General features: G+C 70.4%; 18 protein-coding genes. 15 read left to right on the plus strand and 3 right to left on the minus strand.

The genetic code is table 11. The annotated features are described in order from the left end of the window. The first annotated feature begins 1 nt into the window (after window position 1). Window positions 2–1501, plus strand: coding sequence for a CoA-acylating methylmalonate-semialdehyde dehydrogenase (gene mmsA / locus AB0915_RS02165; protein WP_366689256.1), 1500 nt, complete (start codon window positions 2–4; stop codon window positions 1499–1501). A 115-nt stretch (window positions 1502–1616) separates the two neighbouring features. Here mmsA and AB0915_RS02170 read toward each other — a convergent pair whose 3' ends face one another. After that, window positions 1617–2039 carry a hypothetical protein gene (locus tag AB0915_RS02170; protein WP_366689257.1) on the minus strand — a complete coding sequence of 141 codons (423 nt, stop codon included), beginning with the start codon at window positions 2037–2039 and terminating at the stop codon, window positions 1617–1619. A 538-nt stretch (window positions 2040–2577) separates the two neighbouring features. Here AB0915_RS02170 and AB0915_RS02175 point away from each other — a divergent pair. From AB0915_RS02175 to AB0915_RS02185, 3 genes are all read left to right on the plus strand, one after another. Beyond that, a complete protein-coding gene (locus AB0915_RS02175) occupies window positions 2578–3012 on the plus strand; it encodes a hypothetical protein (RefSeq protein WP_366689258.1) in 435 nt (144 codons plus the stop codon). Window positions 3013–3159: 147 nt separating this feature from the next. After that, a complete protein-coding gene (locus AB0915_RS02180; protein ID WP_366689259.1) occupies window positions 3160–3978 on the plus strand; it encodes a maleylpyruvate isomerase family mycothiol-dependent enzyme in 819 nt (272 codons plus the stop codon). Between the two features lie 51 nt (window positions 3979–4029). Next, window positions 4030–4647 carry a DUF4291 domain-containing protein gene (locus tag AB0915_RS02185; protein WP_366689260.1) on the plus strand — a complete coding sequence of 206 codons (618 nt, stop codon included), beginning with the start codon at window positions 4030–4032 and terminating at the stop codon, window positions 4645–4647. A gap of 5 nt (window positions 4648–4652) precedes the next feature. Here AB0915_RS02185 and AB0915_RS02190 read toward each other — a convergent pair whose 3' ends face one another. Beyond that, a complete protein-coding gene (locus AB0915_RS02190; RefSeq protein ID WP_366689261.1) occupies window positions 4653–5969 on the minus strand; it encodes a sporulation protein in 1317 nt (438 codons plus the stop codon). Window positions 5970–6536: 567 nt separating this feature from the next. On the opposite strand from AB0915_RS02190, the gene AB0915_RS02195 reads away from it, so the two are divergent. The 8 genes from AB0915_RS02195 (at window position 6537) to AB0915_RS02230 (ending at window position 18424) form a co-directional block, all read left to right on the plus strand. Then, window positions 6537–9278: an alpha/beta fold hydrolase gene (locus tag AB0915_RS02195; RefSeq protein WP_366689262.1), complete on the plus strand. Its 2742-nt coding sequence runs from the start codon at window positions 6537–6539 to the stop codon at window positions 9276–9278. Continuing rightward, window positions 9275–10150 (plus strand): ABC transporter permease, encoded by an 876-nt coding sequence (locus AB0915_RS02200; protein ID WP_366689263.1) that lies wholly within the window; start codon window positions 9275–9277, stop codon window positions 10148–10150. Before AB0915_RS02195 ends, AB0915_RS02200 begins: the two co-directional genes overlap by 4 nt. Before the next feature lie 140 nt (window positions 10151–10290). Further along, window positions 10291–11895: a von Willebrand factor type A domain-containing protein gene (locus AB0915_RS02205; RefSeq protein WP_366689264.1), complete on the plus strand. Its 1605-nt coding sequence runs from the start codon at window positions 10291–10293 to the stop codon at window positions 11893–11895. A 124-nt stretch (window positions 11896–12019) separates the two neighbouring features. Further along, a complete protein-coding gene (locus AB0915_RS02210) occupies window positions 12020–12478 on the plus strand; it encodes an anthrone oxygenase family protein (RefSeq protein WP_366689265.1) in 459 nt (152 codons plus the stop codon). 193 nt (window positions 12479–12671) lie between these two features. Further along, complete coding sequence (locus tag AB0915_RS02215) at window positions 12672–13964, plus strand: sensor domain-containing protein (protein ID WP_366689266.1); 1293 nt, start codon at window positions 12672–12674, stop codon at window positions 13962–13964. Beyond that, a complete protein-coding gene (locus AB0915_RS02220; protein ID WP_366689306.1) occupies window positions 13964–14596 on the plus strand; it encodes a response regulator transcription factor in 633 nt (210 codons plus the stop codon). The genes AB0915_RS02215 and AB0915_RS02220 overlap by 1 nt, the downstream gene beginning before the upstream one ends. Window positions 14597–14794: 198 nt before the next feature. Continuing rightward, a complete protein-coding gene (locus tag AB0915_RS02225; RefSeq protein ID WP_366689267.1) occupies window positions 14795–15271 on the plus strand; it encodes a phospholipase in 477 nt (158 codons plus the stop codon). Between the two features lie 120 nt (window positions 15272–15391). Further along, the gene (locus AB0915_RS02230; RefSeq protein WP_366689268.1) at window positions 15392–18424 is read left to right on the plus strand and encodes a SpoIIE family protein phosphatase; all 3033 of its coding nucleotides are present in this window, start codon (window positions 15392–15394) and stop codon (window positions 18422–18424) included. Between the two features lie 262 nt (window positions 18425–18686). On the opposite strand, the gene AB0915_RS02235 is transcribed toward AB0915_RS02230, so the two are convergent. Next, window positions 18687–19355, minus strand: coding sequence for a ScbR family autoregulator-binding transcription factor (locus AB0915_RS02235; protein ID WP_366689269.1), 669 nt, complete (start codon window positions 19353–19355; stop codon window positions 18687–18689). Window positions 19356–19487: 132 nt separating this feature from the next. On the opposite strand from AB0915_RS02235, the gene AB0915_RS02240 reads away from it, so the two are divergent. From AB0915_RS02240 to pstC, 3 genes are all read left to right on the plus strand, one after another. Next, window positions 19488–20474, plus strand: coding sequence for a ScbA/BarX family gamma-butyrolactone biosynthesis protein (locus AB0915_RS02240; protein ID WP_366689270.1), 987 nt, complete (start codon window positions 19488–19490; stop codon window positions 20472–20474). Further along, window positions 20471–21421: an NAD-dependent epimerase/dehydratase family protein gene (locus AB0915_RS02245; protein WP_366689271.1), complete on the plus strand. Its 951-nt coding sequence runs from the start codon at window positions 20471–20473 to the stop codon at window positions 21419–21421. Before AB0915_RS02240 ends, AB0915_RS02245 begins: the two co-directional genes overlap by 4 nt. 314 nt (window positions 21422–21735) lie before the next feature. Next, a complete protein-coding gene (gene pstC, locus AB0915_RS02250) occupies window positions 21736–22761 on the plus strand; it encodes a phosphate ABC transporter permease subunit PstC (RefSeq protein WP_366689272.1) in 1026 nt (341 codons plus the stop codon).

Below are 22761 nucleotides of genomic sequence, written 5' to 3' on the forward strand. Positions count from 1 at the left end.
AATGAAGACCGTCAACCACTGGATCGGTGGCAAGACCGTCGAGGGCACGTCGGGCAACTACGGCCCGGTCACCGACCCGGCCACCGGCGCCGTCACCACCCAGGTCGCGCTCGCCTCCCTCGAAGAGGTCGACGCCGCGGTCGCCGCAGCGAAGGACGCGTACGCCACGTGGGGCACGTCCTCACTGGCCGCCCGCACCGCCGTCCTCTTCCGCTACCGCGCGCTGCTCGACGCCCACCGCGACGACATCGCCAAGCTGATCACCGCCGAGCACGGCAAGGTGCACTCCGACGCGCTCGGCGAGGTCGCCCGCGGTCTGGAGATCGTCGAGCTGGCCTGTGGCATCACGACCCAGCTCAAGGGCGAGCTGTCCACCCAGGTCTCCAGCCGGGTCGACGTCTCCTCGATCCGTCAGTCGCTCGGTGTCGTCGCGGGCATCACGCCGTTCAACTTCCCGGCCATGGTGCCGATGTGGATGTTCCCGCTGGCCATCGCGTGCGGCAACACGTTCGTCCTCAAGCCCAGCGAGAAGGACCCGTCGGCCGCCATGCTGCTGGCCGAGCTGGCCGCCGAGGCCGGTCTGCCGGATGGTGTGCTGAACGTCCTGCACGGTGACAAGGTCGCGGTCGACGGGCTGCTGAACCACCCGGACGTCGCCGCGGTCTCCTTCGTCGGCTCGACCCCGATCGCCCGCTACATCCACACCACCGCCTCCGCCAACGGCAAGCGCGTCCAGGCGCTCGGCGGTGCGAAGAACCACATGCTGGTCCTGCCGGACGCGGACCTCGACGCCGCCGCCGACGCCGCGGTCTCGGCCGCGTACGGCTCCGCCGGTGAGCGCTGCATGGCGATCTCCGCGGTCGTCGCGGTGGGTGCCATCGGTGACGAGCTCGTCGCCAAGATCAAGGAGCGGGCCGAGAAGATCAAGATCGGCCCCGGCAACGACCCGACGTCCGAGATGGGTCCGCTGATCACCGCGGCCCACCGCGACAAGGTCGCCTCCTACGTCACCGGCGCGGCGGCCCAGGGCGCCGAGGTCGTCCTCGACGGCACCGGCCACACCGTCGACGGCTTCGAGGGCGGCCACTGGATCGGCCTCTCCCTCCTCGACCACGTGTCCACCGACTCGGACGCGTACAAGGACGAGATCTTCGGCCCGGTGCTCTGTGTCCTGCGCACCGAGACGTACGAGGAGGGCGTCGCCCTCATGAACGCCTCGCCGTTCGGTAACGGCACCGCGATCTTCACCCGCGACGGCGGCGCCGCCCGCCGCTTCCAGCTGGAGATCGAGGCCGGCATGGTCGGCGTCAACGTGCCGATCCCGGTGCCGGTGGGCTACCACTCCTTCGGTGGCTGGAAGGACTCCCTCTTCGGCGACCACCACATCTACGGCAACGACGGCGTGCACTTCTACACCCGTGGCAAGGTCGTCACCACCCGCTGGCCGGACCCGGCGGACGCCCCGGCGGGCGTGGACCTGGGCTTCCCGCGTAACCACTGATCGCCACTGGTTCCGCTGCTCTTCCCCGCCGACGGCCCGTACGGACTGCTTCCGTACGGGCCGTCGGCATGCGCGGACGGGCGGTGTCCGGCGGCCACGGTCGTCCGGCGTGCTCTCACATGCGCCGCAGGCCCACGTACTGGAGCGCACCCATGGCCGCCACCACCAGGCCCTGGAACACGATCCACCCGTTGCCGATCCCCGTCGCGCTCAGCGCGTCCACGGCGACCGCCGCGATGCTCGCCACGGCCCAGGCCACGTTCAGGGTGATGATGACGGCGACCGAGCCGCGGCTGATGTTCTGCTGGCGGGAGACGACCAGCACCCACAGGGCGTACAGGGTGAGGAACACGCCCACCGGGTACTGCACCGAGAGACGTACGCCGAGGAACGAGTCCAGGACCGTGGCGAGTACGAGGTATCCGATGCCGTTCGCACCGGTGAGGACGACGTCCGCCAGGAGGGCGAACCGGAGCAGGCTGTCGGAGCGGGTGGCGCCTGCCGCCGTGACCGTACCCGCGTTCTGGGACGACATCATGAGGTCTTCCTTTCCTTAACGTGTTGCTGATCCGCAGCTGTGTGCCGGGTGGGGCCGGAGGTGTCCCGGCATCGGAGAACACCGGGGTGGGCGGACCGGGCAGGACCCGGGTCCTGGTGTTCGCCGGCAGGAACGACTCGAGCGTGATGCCGCTCGGCGGACCGGAGGGGAGATCGGAGAAGAGGGTGCCGGGGCGTTCACCCGCGCGGCCGCGGCGCGAAGGCCCATACGGGGACGGTAATGACCGGCACACGGCCGCCTCAATTACCTCGCAGGTAATCGTCGCCCGGCGGAATCCTGGGCTGACCACCGGTTCAGGGACCGGCGGTTGCCGGTGCGCGCTCAGGGGGCGGGCCGGGTCCGGCCCGCCCCCTGACCATGTATGGCAAGGTATGCCGACGACTCACGCCGGCCGGGCACTGTGCGGGACCGAGACCCGGCCGTTTTTCGGGCACGGGGACCCCTGCGGTGCCGGACAGCCGCAAGCCGCACGGGACAGTCCCGTACGGCTCACGCCCGACTTTTCAGGAGTACTCCCGTGAACAGAAAGCGCCGTCGGCTCCTCTTGGCCGCCGTCGACCCCATGCTCGAGCCCGGGGAGCAGGTTGAGGTGACGGCCATCGTGGGCCTGAGTTCCGTCACCGTGCGCCGGACGGCGGCAATGGCGGCAGCTTCCGCGATCCTGAGCGGCGGCGCAATGGCCGTGATCCCGACGCCGACCCCCATGTACTTGGCGATGACCGACCGCCGCATCTTCATCTTCCGCGCGAACCCGACGTTCGCCCGGCCGGAAGAACACCTGATGACGATCCCGCGCACCGGTCTCGTCCGCTCGAAGATCAAGGAGCGGGTGCTCAACTCATCCTTCGTCATCTCCTCGATGGACAGGGAGCAAGGCCTGAAGATCATCTTCCCGCTGATCAGCCGCAAGGAGCGGAACGAGATATCGGCCGCCTTGCCTCTGGCCGACTGACTGCCTCGGACCGGGCAGGAGCCTCGGCGGGCCGGACGCGATGCCGCCCAGGGGCTGACCCGACCCGCGCGGCCTGGCATTCTGCACGTGTCCACCGGGCCCCGAACGCGGAGACCGGTCAGGGGAGAGGGACGAGGGGAGACAGCCGTGGAACCCACGCCTGCCCGGGAGCGGCACGACACGCTTCCCGAAGGGCTCGCCGAGGCGATACGCGACACCGCCGAGGAGATAGCGGCGCTGCTGCGCGGCCGCACGGACACGAGCGTGCCCGTCCCCGGATCCGAGTGGACGCTCGGTGAGGCGGCCGCCCATCTGGCGCAGGCCAACGAGCTGATGGCGGAGGTCGCCGCGGGCCACGAGCGCAGCTACGGGGACGGCACGCCGCAGAGCTTGGCGGCGGCCAACGAGCGCGCCCTCGCCGGGTTCGAGGAACGTGGGGCGGATCCGCTGGCGGCCATGATCGTGGCGCAGGCGGCCGCATTTCTCCGGGCCGCGGAACGTCGAGCACCGGACGAGCCGGTGGAGACGCCGCTGGGCTCGATGGATCTCGCAGAGCTCGGCTCGTACCTGCTCACCCACATGCTCGGCCACGGCTACGACCTCGCCCGCGCGCTCGGCCGTCCGCACATGCTCGACCGCACCCGGGTCGAGCTGTCGATGCCCTTCATGCTCACGGTCATGCCGCGGGTCGTCTCCGCCGCATCCGCCGGCCTGACCGCCCGCTACACGATCCGGCTGCGTGGCGGCTCCAGCTTCGGGGTGGCCGTCACCGACGGTGTGGTGGCCGTCAGCCGCGAGCCGCTCCGCCGCCCCGACTGCACCATTTCCATCGAGCCGGTCACCTTCCTGCTGATCGCCCTCGGCCGGTGCGATCCATGGGGGGCGATGGCCCGCGGCCGGGTGCTGACATGGGGCCGCAAGCCCTGGCTCGCACCCCGCTTCCCGTCCCTGTTCACGGCGCCCTGAGCCACGGAAACCCGCTCGCCGAACCGGACCGGCCGGTGCTGTGATGACGACATGACAGCATCGGCCGCCCCGCAGCACCAGATCCGCGCCCAGCACACGGACACCACCATCACCGTCTACCAGGCCTACTCACGCTTCATCGGCCTACCCGCCGCCCGTGACGGACGCTTCCCCACCGCCTGGAAGCGCGACCGCATGACATGGATCAAGCCGAGCTTCCTGTGGATGATGTACCGCTGCGGCTGGGCCATGAAGGAGGGCCAGGAGACCGTCCTGGCCGTCGAGATCAGCCGCGAAGGCTTCGACTGGGCGCTGGACAACGCCGAACTCTCCCACTACGTCAGGGGAGTCCACCCGGACCGTGCGAGCTGGCAGCGCAGTCTGCGCCGGTCCCCGGCCCGCGTCCAGTGGGACCCCGAACGCGACCTCCACCTCAATTCGCTCCCGCACCGCTCCCTGCAACTCGGTCTCACGGGCGAGGCGGCGCGGCGGTACGCCGATGAGTGGACGGTTTCGATCCGTGACGTCACACCGCTGGCCCGGCAGGTCCACGAACTGGTCCGCGCCGGGAGGACCGACGCGGCAACGGCGCTTCTGCCGTGCGAGTCGCCGTATCCGACGGGAACTGTGCCCGTGCCGATGCGGGTCGGGCCGGAGGGCCGGCCGTGACGTGCTCAGGTCACCGTCAGTGACCGGGTCGATCTGCGGATCTCCGCCATGAAGTCCACCACCTGCGGGTCCCTGCGCCAGGGGGCCAAGGACCGGCTGTAGACCTGCAGGTACTCCATGCCGCGGACGCTGCCCAGCCGCGTGAACAGGGAGAGGGATTCACGGCCCAGGTGCAGGCTCTGGTCCAGGTCGCCCTGCTGGGCATGGGCGGATGCCAGGACGGAGAGGCGGATGCTGCGGGAGCGGAGGAAGGCGTCGCCCGGCATGCCGCCGGTGGCGTGCCAGGCGAAGGTGGCGCGGGGGTTGCCGAGGTCACGGAAGACCTCGGTGGCGTCGGTGATGATCCTGGACTGGGTGAAGAAGCCGATCCAGGCCGGGCCCTCGCCGTCGGCGCCGCATTCCTGGAGTTTCTGGGCGCGGGCGAGGCAGGCGCTCGCGGCCGGGGCGTCGCCCGCGCGGGCATGGGCCCTGGCCTCGATCAGCTTGGCGAACCCCGCCACCCGTGGCTCCAGCGCGCGGCCGCGCTGAAACGCGCCCTGGGCCATGTCGATCGCCTCGGAGGTGAAGCCGCGCATCAGGGTCTGCATCGCCATCGTGCTGAGGATGTACGAGCCCAGGTTGGCGTCGCCCCCGGCGCGGGCGAGGCGCAGCGCCTGGATGAAGTGGCGTTGGGCGAGATGCTGCTGACCGGCGTCGAACGCGGTCCAGCCCGCCAGCCGGGCCATCTCCGCGGTCACCCCGAAGAGGTCCTGGCCGACCTTCTCCGAGTAGCTGCCCTTGAGCAGCGGGACGACCCGCTCGTACAGATACTCGGTGAGTGAGCGGGACTTCCAGTTGGCACCGCCGAAGCGTGAGTCCCACACCCGGGCGGCATCGGCCGCCTCCCGTAGTTCCTTGATGTGCTCACCGACCACCACGGGCCCCTGGCTGCGCGACCGGGTCTCCTCCGCCGGGTCGATCAGCCACCGGGTGACCGGGGTGGCGAAGGCGGACAGTGCGAACGTCTGGCTCGCGAGAAACTGACGGCGGTTCACTGCACTCCAATACGATGCTGCTTCGGTCACCGCGTCGTCCTGGCGACGGGCGAACTCCAGGCCCAACTGAGAGGCGTCACCCTCCGCGCCCTGCATGCCGATGTCCTGCAGGGTCATCGGCCTGCCCAGCGCCTCGGAGAGCGACATACAGATGAGCCGGGGTATCGGCCATTTCGGCACCATTCCGCGCCGGCACCAGTTCGCCACCGAGGTGTGCGTGTAGTGGCTGGGCTTCCCGTCGGCGAGGCACAGCTCATTCACCCGGTGAGCGAGGCGTTTGTGGCTCATTCCTGATTCCGCCACAAGCTTTTCCAGCCATGGATTTCCGCGCTGTGTCACGTGCTGGGTCTCCGCCATGCCGCCTCCCTGGACCTCAGCATACCGAGGATCAGGGCTAGTTGGGCCCAGTGCGCGAGTTGTGAGCCCCCCTGTGAGCCCTTCTGGGTTCCGCCGCATCGGGCTCCCATGGGGAGTGGGAATTCCGCAGTCGCGGAACATCGGAAAATCCATAAAGGTGGTGATCCAGGAATGTTCAAACTGATCGAATTGTCAGTGGTCCTGTCCCCGGAGGCAACGCTGGAGTTTCATATTCCGGTCGGTGCCGCCCTTTATGCGATCTTCTCGTGGGCGCGCCGCCGGTAGAGGACGGCCATCAGTGTCCGCCGCCATGCGGTGGCGTCGAACTTCCACGTCAGCATGGCGAAGTCCCCGTCGGGGGAAGGGGCCGGGCGGGGGCGAGTCGGGCGGGCATACCGCGTACGGAGTACGACGGGGAGCGCCGTACGCCGGAAGGATGCCGGACACTTCCCCTTCGCGGCAGCCCGGGCGCGAGGGCCGTGCGCTTAGGGTCGACACATGCAGACCCCTGACTCCCGATGGCGCCGGTGGAACCGTGAGCGTGGCCGGTGGGCGGCAGCCCTGGCCGCGCTCGTCGTGCTCGCGGGTGCCGGTACCTGGACCGCGGTGGCCGACGACCGTGCGCCCACCGTGCACCGCGAGGACCGGACGATGCGGATCGACGGGGTGTCCCTGGACACCTCGTACTTCACGTCCGGTGGTTCGGAGCGACGGCCCGCCGTGCTGATCGGGCACGGCTTCGGCGGTTCCAAGGACGATGTGCGGGCGCAGGCAGAGGAGCTGGCCGGTGCCGGGTACGCCGTCCTGACCTGGTCGGCCCGCGGATTCGGGAAGTCCGGCGGGGAGATCTCGCTCAACGCGCCCGACCGCGAGGTCAAGGACGTGTCCGGGCTGATCGACTGGCTGGCCCGGCGGCCCGAGGTGCAGCTGGACGCGAAGGGCGACCCGCGGGTCGGCGTCACGGGCGCCTCGTACGGTGGCGCGGTGTCGCTTCTCGCCGCCGGGTACGACCGGCGCGTCGATGCCATCGCGCCGGTGATCACATACTGGAACCTCGCCGACGCACTCTTCCCAGACGGGGTCTTCAAGAAGCTCTGGGCCGGGATCTTCGTCACCTCGGGCGGCGGTTGCGAGAAGTTCGAGAAGCAGCTCTGTGCCATGTACGAACGGGTCGCCGTCTCCGGGAAGCCGGACGCCGCCGCGCGTGCGCTGCTCAGCGAGCGGTCGCCGAGCGCCGTCGGCGACCGCATCAAGGTGCCCGCGCTCATCGTGCAGGGGCAGACCGACTCACTCTTCCCGCTCGGCCAGGCCGATGCCATGGCGCGGACGATCAGCGGGAACGGCGCACCCGTCGCCGTCGACTGGATCGCGGGCGGTCACGACGGCGGAGACATGGAGAGCGGGCGGGTCGAGAACAGGATCGGGGCCTGGTTCGACCGCTATCTGAAGGAGGACAAAGGAGCCGACACCGGACCCGCCTTCCGCGTCACCCGTACCGGAGGCATCGACTCCACGGATGGGGCGGCGCTCCAGCGCGGGGCGAGCAGCGACACGTATCCCGGGCTGTCCAGCGGCGACCGGGAGATCGCGCTGACCGCGACGAGCTACGGGCCGGGCATCGTGGGCGCAGGCGCAGGCGCAGGCGCAGGTACGCCGGCGAGTGGCGGGCGGAGCGGCGGATCCGCGGACCGTCGGACGCAGACCTTCCGCAACCCCGCCGGTGCCAACCCGCCCGCCATCTCCGCCGTCCCGGGCGTCGGCGGCGGCATCGCCCAGCTCTCGTCCCTCGGCGTCGGTCTGTCGATCGACTTCCCCGGCCAGTACGCCCGCTTCGACTCCGCACCGCTCGATACGTCGATGCGCATCACCGGATCGCCCACCGTCCGCGTGAAGGTGACGGCCGGGCGGGGCGACGCGGTCCTGTTCGGCAAGGTGTACGACGTCTCGCCGGACGGGAAGCAGCAGGTGCTGCCCGCCCAGCTCGTCGCCCCCTACCGGATCACACCGGAGCGGCAGAACAAGACGGTCGAGCTCACCCTGCCCGCCGTCGACCACGCACTCGACGCCGGACACCGGCTCCGGCTCGTCCTCTCCGCCACGGACCTCGGCTACGCCTCACCGGCCGAGCCGACCACGTACAGCGTCTCCCTCGACGGCCCGCTGACCGTCCCCACCGCCCCCGCGGTGAAGACGGCATCGGCCGCCCTGCCGTGGTGGACCTGGGGGCTCCCGGCGGCGGCTGCCGCGGTCGCTCTCGCACTGCTGCTCACTGCACGGCGGCGTACCGCGACCCCCACCCCCGACCCGGCGCTCGCCGAGGTCCCCCTCCAGATCACCGGACTGTCGAAGAAGTACGCCAAGTCCGCCGACAGGTACGCCGTGCAGGACCTCTCCTTCCGCGTGGAGAAGGGCCAGGTCCTCGGACTCCTCGGGCCCAACGGCGCGGGCAAGACCACCACGCTCCGCATGCTGATGGGGCTCATCACGCCCGACGACGGCGAGATCCGCGTCTTCGGGAATGCCATCCGGCCGGGCGCGCCCGTACTGTCCCGGGTCGGCTCGTTCGTCGAGGGCGCCGGATTCCTGCCGCACCTGTCCGGGCGCGCCAACCTGGAGCTGTACTGGCAGGCCACCGGACGCCCCGCCGGGGACTCGCACATCGAGGAGGCCCTGGAGATCGCCGGGCTCGGTGACGCGCTGGCCCGCGCCGTGCGTACGTACTCCCAGGGCATGCGGCAGCGGCTCGCGATCGCCCAGGCCATGCTCGGCATGCCGGACCTCCTCATCCTCGACGAGCCGACCAACGGGCTCGACCCGCCCCAGATCCGCGAGATGCGGGACGTGATGATCCGTTACGCGGCCGGGGGCCGGACCGTCATCGTCTCCAGCCATCTCCTCTCCGAGGTCGAGCAGTCCTGCACCCACCTGGTGGTCATGGACCGGGGCCGGCTCGTCCAGGCTGGACCGGTCGCCGAAATCACCGGCTCGGGCGACATGCTGCTCGTCGCCACCGCCGAGGAGATCGCCGAACCGCTGGTGGAGAAGATCGCCGCACTCCCCGGGATCGGCTCGGCCATCCGTACGGACGACGGGCTGGGCCTGCTCGTCCGACTCGACGGCGCGAACTCCTCCCGGCTGATCGCCGAACTGGTCCGGCTGGACGTGCCGTTGACGGGGGTCGGGCCGCACCGTCGCCTGGAGGACGCGTTCCTCACTCTGATCTCCGGAGGCTCCGCATGAGTGCCGCAGTCGATGTCACCCACGCCGCCGAGGCGCCCGGCTACCTGGCCCGGCGCACCCTGCCGCTGCGTGTCGAGGCGGTTCGGCAGCTGCGCAGGCGGCGCACTCTGCTGATGGGCGGGGTGCTGGCGGCGCTGCCGTTCATCCTGATCACCGCCTTCGCGATCGGCGGCACCCCGGGCTCCCGGGGCGGCGGCGACCGGATCACCCTGATGGACACCGCGACCGCGTCCGCCGCGAACTTCGCCGCGACCTGCCTGTTCGTCTCGGCCGGGTTCCTGCTCGTGGTGCCGGTGGCACTGTTCTGCGGGGACACCGTCGCCTCGGAGGCCGGCTGGTCCTCGCTGCGCTACCTGCTCGCCGCGCCCGTGCCCCGGGCCAGGCTGCTGTGGAGCAAACTCCTCGTGGCACTCGGCTTCAGCCTGGCCGCGATGGTGCTGCTGCCGCTCGTCGCACTGGCCGCGGGAGCGGCGGCATACGGCTGGGGGCCGCTCGAACTCCCCACCGGTGGTGCGCTCGCGACCGGCGACACCGTGCCGCGGCTCGCCCTCGTCGTCGCCTTCATCTTCGTCTCCCAACTGGTCACCGCCGGGTTGGCGTTCTGGCTGTCCACGAAGACCGACGCCCCGCTGGGCGCGGTCGGCGGCGCGGTCGGGCTGACCATCGTCGGCAACGTGCTGGACGCCGTCACCGCGCTCGGCTCCTGGCGCGAATTCCTGCCCGCGCACTGGCAGTTCGCCTGGGCGGATGCGCTCCAGCCGGACCTGGAGTGGGGTGGCATGGCGAAGGGGGCGGCGATCTCGGTGACGTACGCCCTGATCCTTTTCGCTTGTGCGTTCCGTGGGTTCAGTCGTAAGGACATCGTGTCCTGACGTTGATGTTCCGCGGCGTCTCGCGCCGTTTCCGCCCGCTGTTGCCGCATCGAGACTGTTCCGCAACGTCTTCGTCGGCTCCCCTGCGCCGCCCCGAACGTCACATTCACAAGTGCTGACGCGATGGTTGGGGGAACGGGATGGAAAACCGGACGTATCGAAGGACGCTCGGAGTGGCGCTGGCGGGCGGGATGCTGGGCGTGGCGCTGCTCACCGGCTGCGGGGCTGGGGAAAGCGGGTACAACTCGTCCGAAAAACGCGCCGACGGTCCGCAGGGGACGAGCGGGGGCGGCCAGGTCGTCCCCGCGCCCGCGCCCGGCGTTGAGGACGACGCCTCGCAGAAGGCGGAGGACAGGCCGGAGAAGCCCGTGGCGCCGGACTATCTCTCCACGTTCGCGCTGGACGTGGACACCGCCAGTTACGGGTACGCGCGCCGCAAGCTCGACGACGGCGAGCTGCCGGGGGCCCAGACCGTACGGCCCGAGGAGTTCGTCAACAGCTTCCGCCAGGGCTACCGGCGGCCAGCCGGCAACGGATTTTCGGTGACGGTCGACGGGGCACGTACGGGCGAAGGCTCCGGGGCCGGTGGCTGGTCGCTCGTGCGGGTCGGTCTGGCCACCCGTGTCGCGGATGAGGACGGCGAACGCCCGCCCGCCGCGCTGACCTTCGTCGTCGACATCTCCGGCTCGATGGCCGGGACCGGCCGCCTCGACCTGGTGAAGAAGTCCCTCTCGATCCTCACCGACGAACTCCGCGACGACGACTCCGTCTCCCTGGTCACCTTCAGCGACAAGGCGAAGACCCTGGTGCCGATGACCCGGCTGCGGGACCACCGCGGAAAGATCCGCGACGCCGTCGACTCCATGGAACCCACCGACTCCACCAATGTGGAAGCGGGTGTCCGGCGCGGTTACGAAGAGGCGGTCGCCGGTCACCGCGCGGGCGCGAGCAATCGGGTCGTCCTGCTCTCCGACGCCCTCGCCAACACCGGTGAGACCGATGCCGACGCCATCCTCGAACGGATCGACGACGCCCGCCGCGAGTACGGCATCACCCTCTTCGGCGTCGGCGTCGGCAGCGACTACGGGGACGCGCTGATGGAACGCCTCACCGACAGGGGCGACGGCCACACCACCTACATCGGCGACGAGACCCAGGCCCGCAAGGTCTTCGTCGACCAGCTTCCCGCCCACATCGAACTGCGGGCCCGCGACGCCAAGGCGCAGGTCGCCTTCGACCCGAAGAACGTCAAGCAGTTCAAGCTCATCGGGTACGAGAACCGTAAGGTCGCCGACGACGACTTCCGCAACGACAGCGTGGACGGTGGCGAGGTCGGCCCCGGGCACACGGTGACCGCGCTCTATGCCGTACGGCTCCGGGACGGCGCAGCCGGACATGTGGCGACCGCGACGGTGCGCTGGCTGGACCCGAAGACACGGGCGCCGCACGAGCGGTCGGGTACGGTCGAGACCGGCGCGATCGACGGCAGTCTGTGGGGCGACGACGGCAACAAGCGGCTCCAGGTGGCCGCGGTGGCCGCGTACTTCGCGGAGGACCTGCGCGGCGGCGCACTGCCGGATCAGCCGGGGCTCGGCGAGCTCTCCACCCGGGCGGAGGCGTTGGCGGCCGGCACGGAGGACAGCTCGGTACGGAAGCTGGCGACGGCGATCGCGCAGGCCGACCGGCTCCGGGGCGACGACAGGGGACCCGGCGGCGGGGGCGAGCAGGAGGGCGAGATGGGCTGACCCGGCCAGGGGCACCGGATTCGGTCAAGTGGAGCAGGGACGGACGGGGGCGGGGTGGGCCGGGCAGCGGCGCCTTGGTCAAATGGTGCCGCGCGGCCCGCCCCGTCGCGCCATGATGTGCGCCATGGCCTCTCTGCTGCTCGCGCTCGCCGCCGTCACCACCGGTCTCTACGCCGGCTTCCTGATGTCCTTCACGACCGGGATCATGCCCGGCCTGAAGCTGTTGCCGGACGACCAGTTCACCGCCGCGATGCGCCGGTTCAACGAGACGGTGCCGAGGCCGGTGTTCCTGGTCCTCTTCCTCGCGGTGATCGCCTTCCCGGTCGCCGCGCTCGTCGTCCCCGTCGACGGCCGGACCTCCGCCGAGCGGGGACTCGTCGCAGGCGGGCTCGTCTGCGCGGCGCTCAGCCACCTTGTCACCATCAGCGGCAACATCCCGCTCAACTCGGCGCTCGCGGCGGCCGAGGGCGGCGACGACAGCGCGGCCCGCCAGGCATTCGAGTCCCGCTGGACCGCCCTCCACCGGATCCGCACCGTGTTCTCGGCCGCGGCGTTCGCGCTGCTGGTCGCTGCCGCGGTGTAGCCGCGCGGACGGTCCGAGTGCGCTCCGGGTCTTCCCGGCCCGCACCTCCGGTCCGACGTCCACGAGACCGTTCACTTCGGCCGTGGCCCGCTGAGCACGGTCGCGAAGAGTCCCGGGGGTAGGCACAGCCCTACCCCCGGGACTCCGGCAGCACCGATGGTTCCGGTGCGGCAGCGTCTTCTACGGTGGGGCCATGTGTCCTCGGAACGTGTGGCAGGCTCTGCCGGGAGCCCGCTATCTGCTGTCGTCCTGGCCCTGGCGGTCGGCCGGATACCTGCTGAGCGGAGCCGTGGCAGGCGCCGTGGTGCTGTTCGTGATCACGCTCGGCGTGCTGCTCGGCGGTGCGCTCACCCTCGTGGTGATCGGGCTTCCGCTGCTCGCCCTGATGACCCTCGCGGGGATCCCGGTGGGGGCCCTGGAGCGGGCACGGCTCCGCCTGATGGACCGGACCCCGGCGCCCGGCCCGCACCGCCGCCCGGCCGAACCCGGGCTGTGGAACTGGCTCGTGTTCCGTTACCGGGAGCCGGCGACCTGGCGGGAACTCGGGTACGCGCTGCTCTGGGCCGTGGTCCTGTGGCCGCTCGACGCCCTCGCGCTGGGTGCGTGCGTGGCCGTCCCGCTGGCGCTGATGTCCACGCCCGCGGTGATGCAGGTGTACGGGAACGGCGAAGAGGCCCGCGTGGTGAAGCAGTGGACGGTCACCACCTGGCCCGAAGCCTTCGCCACCGCTGCGCTCGGCCTTGTACTCCTCGCGCTCGGCTGCTATGCGCTGGGCCTGCTGGCCGGAGCGAGGGCCGGACTGGCCCGCCTCCTGATCGCCGACAGGGGCGACGACATGGGGGACAGGGTCACCGAACTCACCCGCTCCCGGGTCCGGTTGGTCGACGCCTTCGAGACGGAACGGCGCCGCATCGAACGCGATCTCCACGACGGCGCCCAGCAGCGCATCGTCGCGCTCACCATGACCCTCGGACTCGCCCGCCTCGACGCGCCGCCCGGCACCCTCGCCGACCAGTTGGCCAAGGCCCACCAGGAGGCCGGTCAGGCACTGGCCGAACTGCGCGAACTGATCCACGGCATTCATCCCAAGGTCCTTGCCGACTACGGCCTGGAAGCCGCCGTCTCCGACGCGGCCGACCGTTCCGCGACCCCCGTCGACCTGGAACTGGCGCTCCCCGGCCGGTTCCCCGAGGCCGTCGAGGCGGCCGCGTACTTCGTGGTCTGCGAGGCGTTGGCCAACGTCGGCAAGCACAGCGGTGCGAGCCGCGCCGAGGTGACCGGCGGCCACAGCGCGGGCCGGCTCTTCCTGGAGATCCGCGACGACGGGCGGGGCGGCGCGCGCACCGGTGGCGAAGGGACCGGGCTGACCGGTCTCGTCGACCGGGTCTCCGTGCTGGATGGGAGACTTGCGCTGTCCAGCCCGCCCGGCGGCCCGACCCTGTTGCGTGTGGAGATTCCTTGCGAGTGGACCGATCGCTCCGTGTAGTGCTGGCCGAGGACAGCGTGCTGCTCCGGGAAGGTCTCATCGGACTGCTCACCCGCTGCGGCCACGAGGTCGTCGCCGCCGTCGGCGACGCGGAAGCGCTCCTTGCGGCCGTCGCCGCGCACTCCCCGGACATCGTCGTGACCGACGTCCGGATGCCGCCCGGTCTCCAGGACGAAGGACTGCGCGCGGCGGTGGAACTCCGCGAGAGGGAGCCCGCTCTGCCGGTGCTGGTGCTCAGCCAGTACGTGCAGCGGACGTACGCCGCCGAACTCCTCGACTCCGGCGACGGATCCGGTGTCGGTTACCTGCTCAAGGACCGGGTCGGCCAGGTCGAGGAGTTCATCGACGCCCTGCGGGAAGTCGCCGACGGCGGCACCGTCGTCGACCCGGAGGTCGTACGCCAACTCCTGCGCCGCCGCCGCGATCCGCTGGAGCGGCTCACCGCCCGCGAACGGGAAGTGCTCGCCCTGGTCGCCCAGGGCAGGTCGAACGGAGCGATCGCCCGCGACCTGGTGGTCTCCGAGGCCGCGGTCGGCAAGCACATCGGCAACATCCTCGCCAAGCTGGACCTGCCGCCGGCCGACGAGACACACCGCAGGGTGCTGGCGGTGCTGGCGTTCCTCCGCGCGTAACTCTCCGTCCCGTGGCCGTTGATGCGTCACCGTTGTGAGTGTGGCGGCGTCAACTTTTCTGTGCAGTAGTCGATGTGTCTCCATGATGCAGGGCGTACAGCTCCCGTATACATCCGTGACAGTCCACTGCCGGATGCTGCGCCCGTCCCGAGCGAAGTCCGCCGGGACAGTCGCGTTCCCTCACGGAGGAAGTCCCCCATGCGTCGACGCATCACCGTCCCTCTGGCCACCGCGGCCCTCGCCCTGTCCGCCGCACTTCTCCCCGCCGCCGACGCCGCCGCCGCGCCCGCCGACAAGCCCCAGGTCCTCAGCAGCTGGACGCAGACGAGCGCAAGCAGCTACAACGCGTTCTTCGCGGCCAGAGGCAACCAGAGCGCATGGAGTGCGTACGGGTTCGACTGGTCGACCGACTACTGCACCAGCTCGCCGGACAACCCCTTCGGCTTCCCCTTCGCCAACTCGTGTGTCCGCCACGACTTCGGCTACCGGAACTACAAAGCGGCCGGCACCTTCAGCGCCAACAAGGCCCGTATCGACAGCGCTTTTTACGCCGACCTGAAGCGGGTCTGCGCGGCATATTCGGGCGTCAAGAAGGCCTCCTGCGACGCGACGGCCTGGACCTACTACCAGGCGGTCGACAAGCTCGGTTACACGGCGGTGGTGGACGCCGCGTAGCGAGTCCCGCGGCAGTCGCCTGCACCTTCACTGGTCCGTGCCCGTACGTACACTTAAAGGGCAATATCACTCATTCCGGGTGCCCTGTGTCCTACGTGGGTTCGCGGAAGGGAGCGAGCGATGGCTGAGCGGCTCCTGACGGACAAGGCCGGTGCGGCACGGCTTCGGATGATCATCGAAGCGGGGGTTGGGCTGGGAGGAGTCGATCTGCTCGGTTTCACCCTGGACCATGCGGTGACGGAGGCCGACGGACTGGGCGGAATGGTCCATGTGAGGGGCCCCGGGGGTCGGCTGTTGCTGATGGCGGCCAGCGGGATCGTCCGCACGGTGGCCCAGGACTGGGAAGAGATCGCGGTGGACGGCGACACCGCGCCGGCGCGCGCGGTGGCCGGTGGCGCCTCGGTATGGATGCCCGCTCCGGGCGGGCAGAGCCTTCCCCGTGTCTCCGTGGCGGAGCGCAGCACAGGGGGCGGCACTGAACGCACCGGACAGGGCGGTACGGACGCCGGCGCACGGCACGGCGGCCGGGGCCCCGACAGCCCCCTCGGCCACCACCCCCATGCCGCCCCCGGGTCGCCGGCCTCCGTGCTGCCCGCAGGCAGCGGGCTGCTGGCCGTTCCGCTCCTCACGCCGGACGGGGTCGTCGGCGCGCTGTCCGTGCTCACCGTCGGCGAGGGGCGGCCCACGCCGCAGCAGCGGTCCGCCGTCGAGACGCTCGCCGCCTGGGCCGCCCTGCGGCTGCGGGAGCCCTCGATGGGCTGGGCCAGGACCGACCCCGGCCGGCTGGGGAAGGAGCCACCCGTCACCAGGCTCCGACAGGCGCTGGAAGCGATCAAGGTCGGTTCCTGGGAATGGGACCTGGCCACCGGGGAGCAGCTGTGGGACGAGTCGACGCTCGCCATCCTCGGCATGGCCGGGCAGTCCCCGAACCAGCGCTTCGACACCTGGAGCGGGCTGGTCCACCCCGACGACCTGCCGTGGCTCCTGGTCGAGACCGAGCAGGCGATCCGTAACCACGGGGTGTCCGCTGTGGAGTACCGGATCCGCCGCCCGGACGGGACCACGCGCTGGGTCAGCTCGCGGGGCAGGGTCCTGCCGGGGGAGGGCGGCCGGCCCGGCCGCATGGTCGGCACCCTGTGGGACACCACCGAGAGCCGGATCGCCCGGGACTCGGTCAGCCGCGCGCTGCGGCACATGAGCGATGCGTTCTTCGCGGTCGACAGCGAGTGGCGGATCACCTTCCTCAACATGGAGGCGGAGCGGCTCCTCGGCGCCTCGCAGGAACTGCTCGGCCAGAACCTGTGGGACGTCTTCGCCGAAACCGGCATCGACGCCATGGGACTCGGCCTGCATGCGTCGTACCGGCGGGCCGTCGACCGCGGCACCCCGGTCGGCTTCACGGTGCGGTGGCCCACCAACCGGCGTCAGTACCAGATGCGACTGGTCCCGGTACCGGACGGCCTGACGGTGTACGCCACCGATGTCACCGAGACGCGGTCGCGTGAGGCCCAGTCCGCCGCCGCGGAACGCGTCACGGCCGACCGCAACGCCCGCATCACTGCGCTGGCCGGCGCCCTCGCCGAGGCCCTCACAGTGCAGGACGTCGTCAACGCCGCCGCCGAGCGGATCATGGCGCCGTTCGGCGCCTCCGGTCTCGTCGTCCATCTCCTCGAAGGCGAGACGCTGCCCATCGCCGGGCAGGTCGGATACCCGGAGACGTTCTTCCGCGACATCGACGGAATGCAGGTCGGCGACATGTCCCCGCTCGGCGAGGTGTACCGCATGAGAACAGCCACCTTCATCGACTCGGTGGAGGAGTACGTCAAGCGCTACCCCCGGATGGCCGACCGCCCGGCCGAGTCCCGGAAGGCATCCTGGGCGTTCCTGCCGCTGATCGCCTCCGGCCGCCCCGTCGGCTGCTGCGTCGTCTCCTTCACCGAGCCGCGGCGTCTCGGCGGAGAGGAAAAGGCTCTGCTCATCACACTCAGCGGACTGATGGCGCAGGCCATCGAGCGCGCCCGGCTGTTCGACGCCGAGCACATGAGGGCCCAGGAGCTCCAGCGGGGACTGCTGCCGAGCGAGCTTCCGACGCTGTGCGCGGTCAGTACCGCCGCCCGCTATGTGCCTGCCAACGAGGGCATCGAGGTCGGTGGCGACTGGTACGACGTGATTCCGCTGTCCGGCGCCCGGGTGGCGCTGGTCATCGGCGATGTGATGGGGCACGGCCTGGCCGAGGCGGCCACCATGGGGCGGCTGCGGACCGCCGTGCACACGCTCGCCGATCTGGAGTTCCCGCCCTCCGAACTCCTCACCCGCCTCAACCAAGTGGTGAACGACCTCGGCGACGACTTCTACGCCACCTGCCTGTATGCGGTGTACGACCCCGTCACTTGCACGTGCAGGTTCGGCTCCGCCGGGCACCCGCCGCCGGCCGTCGTGTACCCGAACGGCAACACCGAGTTCATCGCCCACCGGCCGGATCCGCCGCTGGGCACCGCACGCCCGCCGTTCGAGACCACTGAGGTCGTTCTCCCCCAGGGCAGCTTGCTGGTGCTCTACACGGACGGACTGATTGAATCCGTCACCCGCGACATCGACCGGGGCATGCTCCACCTGGCGAAGGCGCTCTCGATTGCGGCGGCCGCCGCACGGGAGGACGACGCCGCGGGCAGCGCGCTCGGGCTGGAGCAGCTGTGCGACGACGTCCTGGCCGAGCTGCTGCCGGGCACCCAGCTCATGGACGACGCCGCACTGCTCATCGCCCGCACCTCTGTGATACCGGCCGACTCCATTGCCAGCTGGACGCTTCCCGACGGTCCGATCGCCGCGAGCGAGGCACGTCACCATGTCCGGGACCAGCTGGAGGGCTGGGAGCTCGACGACCTCGCCATGACTGCCGAGCTCCTGGTCAGCGAGCTGGTCGGGAACGCCGTCCGGTACGGCAAAAGCCCCATCGCCCTCCGCCTGCTCCGCGCCGAGGGGCTGATCTGCGAGGTCTCCGACGGCAGCCTGTCCACACCCCGGATCCGCAATGCGGCGGAGACCGACGAGGGCGGCCGCGGTCTGCAACTGGTCGCCGCCCTCGCCCACCGCTGGGGCGCTCGCTACACCGCCACCGGCAAGTGCATCTGGACCGAACAGCCGGTGACCTGACCGCCGTGCGGCAGGTGCGCGCGAACGGGCGGACGGCGCGGCCGGATCAACGGCGCCGGTCGACTAACTCGTCCGGTACGGCCGATTCCTCTCCCGCTGCCGCGTCGGCGCCTGGACCGTCACGGCCCTGGGCGTGGGGGTACCGCCTGGGTGATGGGGCGGCGAGCCGAGTGCGTACCCGCTCCCGTTGCGCAGGTTCCGTCGCTGTTTCCGGGCGTGCGGTATGGAAATTCGCCCCCCGCCGGAGTCCAGGGACGGGGACCTACTCCTCTTCGCGCCCGCCCTCGGGTACGTCCAGGTCCGTGACCGTGGCCAGCAGCTGCTCGGCGCGGGTCTCGGTGATCTCCAGCACGGCGAGCACGGCCGGCAGTGCGATGCTCGGCAGTACATAGCGCAGCAGCATCGAGATCCGTTGCTCCAAGTCCTTTCGTTCACACAGGACTTGGGACATCGCCTGGATGCCGGAGAAGGCGCCGGCCAGGAGCTGGGCGGCCTCCGCGGGGTTGACGTGGGGCAGGACCTCGCCCTGCTGCTTCGCCTCGATCAGCAGGGTTTCGAGCCGGGCGATCCAGGAGTGGAACGGCAGGCCGCGGTCCAGTTCGCCGCCGCCCTGCTCCATCGCCAGCCCGACGCTCGCGCGCACCAGCGGCTCGTGGCGGAGTCGATGGGCCAGCACCAGGCCCTGGTCGACCAGCTCCTGGAGCTTCGTCAACTGCGTCGGCAGCGAACCGACTTCCAGCTGCGCCTCCATCACTCCGAGGGCCAGCTCCTCCTTCGAGGCGAAGTGGAAGTAGAGGGCTCCTTTGGTCGCGCCGGCCCGTGCGAGAATCTCGCTGATGGTGGCGCTTCCATAGCCGCGCTCGTCGAAGACAGTGGCGGCAGCCAGCAGGATCGACCGCCGGGTCTGGATCGCTCGAGCTTGTTGGGCCATCAGCTGTGCGTTCCTGTCTCTCGCGGCGATGGATCTCGCATACGCCAGCCGGACTGTGGAAGAACCAGGGCCGTCGGTATCTTACCGTGGGGGAGCGAGGCACTCCCCCACGGATGAGTTGGGGGTATTTCCATGGTTCACATTGATTTGCCCGACACTGTCACCCTCGCCGAGACCGAACCATCCGGTCTCCACGGGCCGGCGATCCCGTCGCAGAGAGGCTGGAGAACTGATGTCTCGCATGAACTCGTTCACCGGTCCGACCCCAGGGACATCTTTCCCACCGCCTGGTGCAGGCTGAGCGATACGGAGTTCTCCGTATCGGCCCAATGGCCGCGCCCGCACCATTTCTTCGCCGCCGCATCGGGCCACCACCAGGATCCCCTGCTGATAGCCGAGACCATGCGGCAGGCAACGATGATGCTGGCCCACGCGGAGTTGGGAGTACCGGTGGACGACCAGTTCGTCATGTGGGACCTGGCGTACGACACCGTCGTTCCGGGTTTTTCCCTGGAGGCCGCGTCCGGAAAGGTCCTCATCGATCTGACCTGCTCGGATGTGCGGAAGCGGGGCAAGAGCATCGCCGGCATGCGGGTCGACCTGCGTTTCTGCCGCGGCGGCAGCGTACTGGCGACCAGCTCGGGACGGATCAGCTGCACATCGGCGCGGGCCTACCGCCGCCTCCGCCAGGACCGTCTGGACATGATGGGCCGTCCCGTACCGCTGTCGCCCGGTGCGGATCCGTACGAGGTGGGCCGGACGGCGGAGTCGGACGTCGTACTGGCGCCGACACCTCAGCCGAACCGCTGGCGGTTGCGGCTGGACACCACCCACCCGACCCTGTTCAGGCGCCCGAACGACCATGTTCCGGGCATCGTGCTGCTGGAGGCGGCCCGCCAGGCAGCCGTCGCCGTCGCTCCGGGGCACGCATTTCTCCCGACGTCGGTGGAGATCGCCTTCCACAAATACGCCGAACTCGACAGCCCGTGCTGGGTGGAGGCCGAGTTGATGCCCTCCGGCGACAGTTCCCGCACCGTGGTGCGGGTACGCGGACAACAGGACGGCGAGCCGGTATTCACCAGCGCACTCACTCACACACATGGGGACGACCGGTTGTGACCACGCACATCCTCATCACCGGGGCGAGCGGCTTCGTCGGCAGGCATGTGGTGGCGGCTGCGGATGCCGTCCCCGGCGTCCGGCTGCGTCTGATGGAACACCGGGCGCCCGTGGACGTCCCTGCGTCCGGCGCAGGCTCCGGCATCGAAACCGTGCCCGGGGACCTCGCCGCCATCGCGTCGTTGCGCGGCGTCTGCGACGGGGTCGACGCGGTGATTCACTGCGCCTCGCAGATCAACGGGGACGAACGAACGATCCGGTCCGTGAACGACCTCGGGACCCGGGCACTGGTGGAGGAGGCGGGGCGCGCAGGCGTCGCCCGGATCGTCTATCTGAGCACGGCGGCCGTGTACGGACGCGGGCCGTTCACGGACCTGGCCCCCGGCCGGGCACCGCTCGCCCCGGTCTCGCTCACCAGCGTCACGCGAGCTGCCGCGGAGAGTCATGTGCTGGCTGCGGGCGGGACCGTGCTGCGCCCCCACCTCGTCCACGGCGAGGGGGACCGCTGGGTGATCCCCGGTCTGGTCGCCCTGGTCCGGGAACTGTCGTCCGGTCTGGCCGGGTGCGCCGCCCGGCACTCCATGATCGATGTGCGGGTGCTGGGCCGGGCTCTGCTGGCCGCGGCGCTCTCGCCCCGGGATACCGCCGGTGTCCACCACGTCAACCACCCTGACCCGGTGGCCTGTTCCGATCTTGTCGCGACGGTCTCCGCCGCGCTCGGACTGGAGTGGGTCGCCGCGGACATCGCGCTGGACGAGGCCCGGGCACGGCTCGCCGCGTCACCGCGTCTCCTGCATGCCCTCCAGTTGCTCACCGTGGACCACTGGTTCACCGATGACCGGGTCTGGGAGCTCCTCGACTGCGATCCCGGTGACGGCTTCAAGGCGGACTTCCCGCTCCATGCCGACTGGTACAGAAGCGTTCTGATGCCCGGCAGGCAGGGCTGACCGGGCCGGACCCGTCGATGGCGTGCGGCGCGTTCGACGACGTTGTTCCCGGGGCGCCTTGAGGATGTCACCGCCCTGTGATCATCCGAAGGAGCACTGGGCGAGACCAGAAGGAGAAGATCCCCTCTCCCCGCAGGGTCGGCTACGGTCAATCCTTCGCGCCTTCCGACTCCTTGTAAGCTACACAGATCAACCACCGTAAGAACACGCACTGTTCACGCCTTCATCATGTGTGAACGTCGGTGTTGACATGATCCAGCCATTGAATCTCCCCGAACCCACGCCTGCCACGGGCGTGATCGAGGGAGGGCCGCATGTCGACCGCAGAGGCGGGATTGGAACCGGCCAGACCGGAGCCGGAGAGCGCCCCGCCGCGCCCGAAGAACGCGGCCCGCGGCACCGGTGACCGGATCTTCCGGCTCCAGCTCACGGGCGCCGGCACGATCGTGCTCACCCTCATGGCCGCAGTCGGGATCTTCCTGCTGCTGAGAGCCGGATCGGCGCTCAACGTGGCCGGCCTGTCCTTCCTCACCACCGCCCAATGGCAGCCCGACGTCCACAACTTCGGCATCGCCGCGGTCCTCATCGGCAACCTGCTCATCGCCGCCGTCGCCGTTTCCTTCTCACTGCCGCTCGCGCTCGGCACCGCGCTGTTCATCTCCGACATCGCGCCGCGCAGGCTGCGCCGCACCCTGATCGCGATGGTCGACCTGATGGCCGCCGTCCCGTCCGTGGTCTACGGCCTGTGGGGCCTGTTCTTCCTGCAGGGACACGTCGTCGGAGTGTCGCGCTGGCTGTCCGACTGGCTCGGCTGGATCCCGTTCCTGCACGTGGACGGCGCGCAGCCGGGCGATCCGCTTGCCTCCAGCAGCGTCTACACCGCCTCCTCCTTCATCGCCGGGCTCGTGGTCGCGTTGATGGTGGCACCGATCCAGTGCTCCGTGATGCGCGAGGTCTTCTCCCAAGCCCCCGTGGGCGAGCGGGAGGGCGCGTACGCGCTCGGGGCGACCCGCTGGGGCGTGATCCGGACCGTCGTCCTGCCGTACGGGCGCGGCGGCGTGATCGGCGGCACGATGCTGGGGCTCGGCCGGGCGCTCGGCGAGACCATCGCGGTCTACCTGATCATCTCGCCGGTCTTCACGATCCAGCCGCACATCCTGCAGACCGGCGCCAACTCGGTCTCCTCGCTGATCGCCCTGCACTACGGCGACGCCTCCGAGTTCGGCATGTCGGCGCTGATGGCGGCGGGCCTGGCGCTGTTCCTGCTCACGCTGGTGGTCAACTTCACCGCCTCATCCGTGGTGGCCCGCTCCCGTTCCGGCTCGCAGAGCGAGGCATGA

The sequence above is a fragment of the Streptomyces sp. NPDC048411 genome (assembly GCF_040704695.1).
GTDB lineage: Bacteria > Actinomycetota > Actinomycetes > Streptomycetales > Streptomycetaceae > Streptomyces.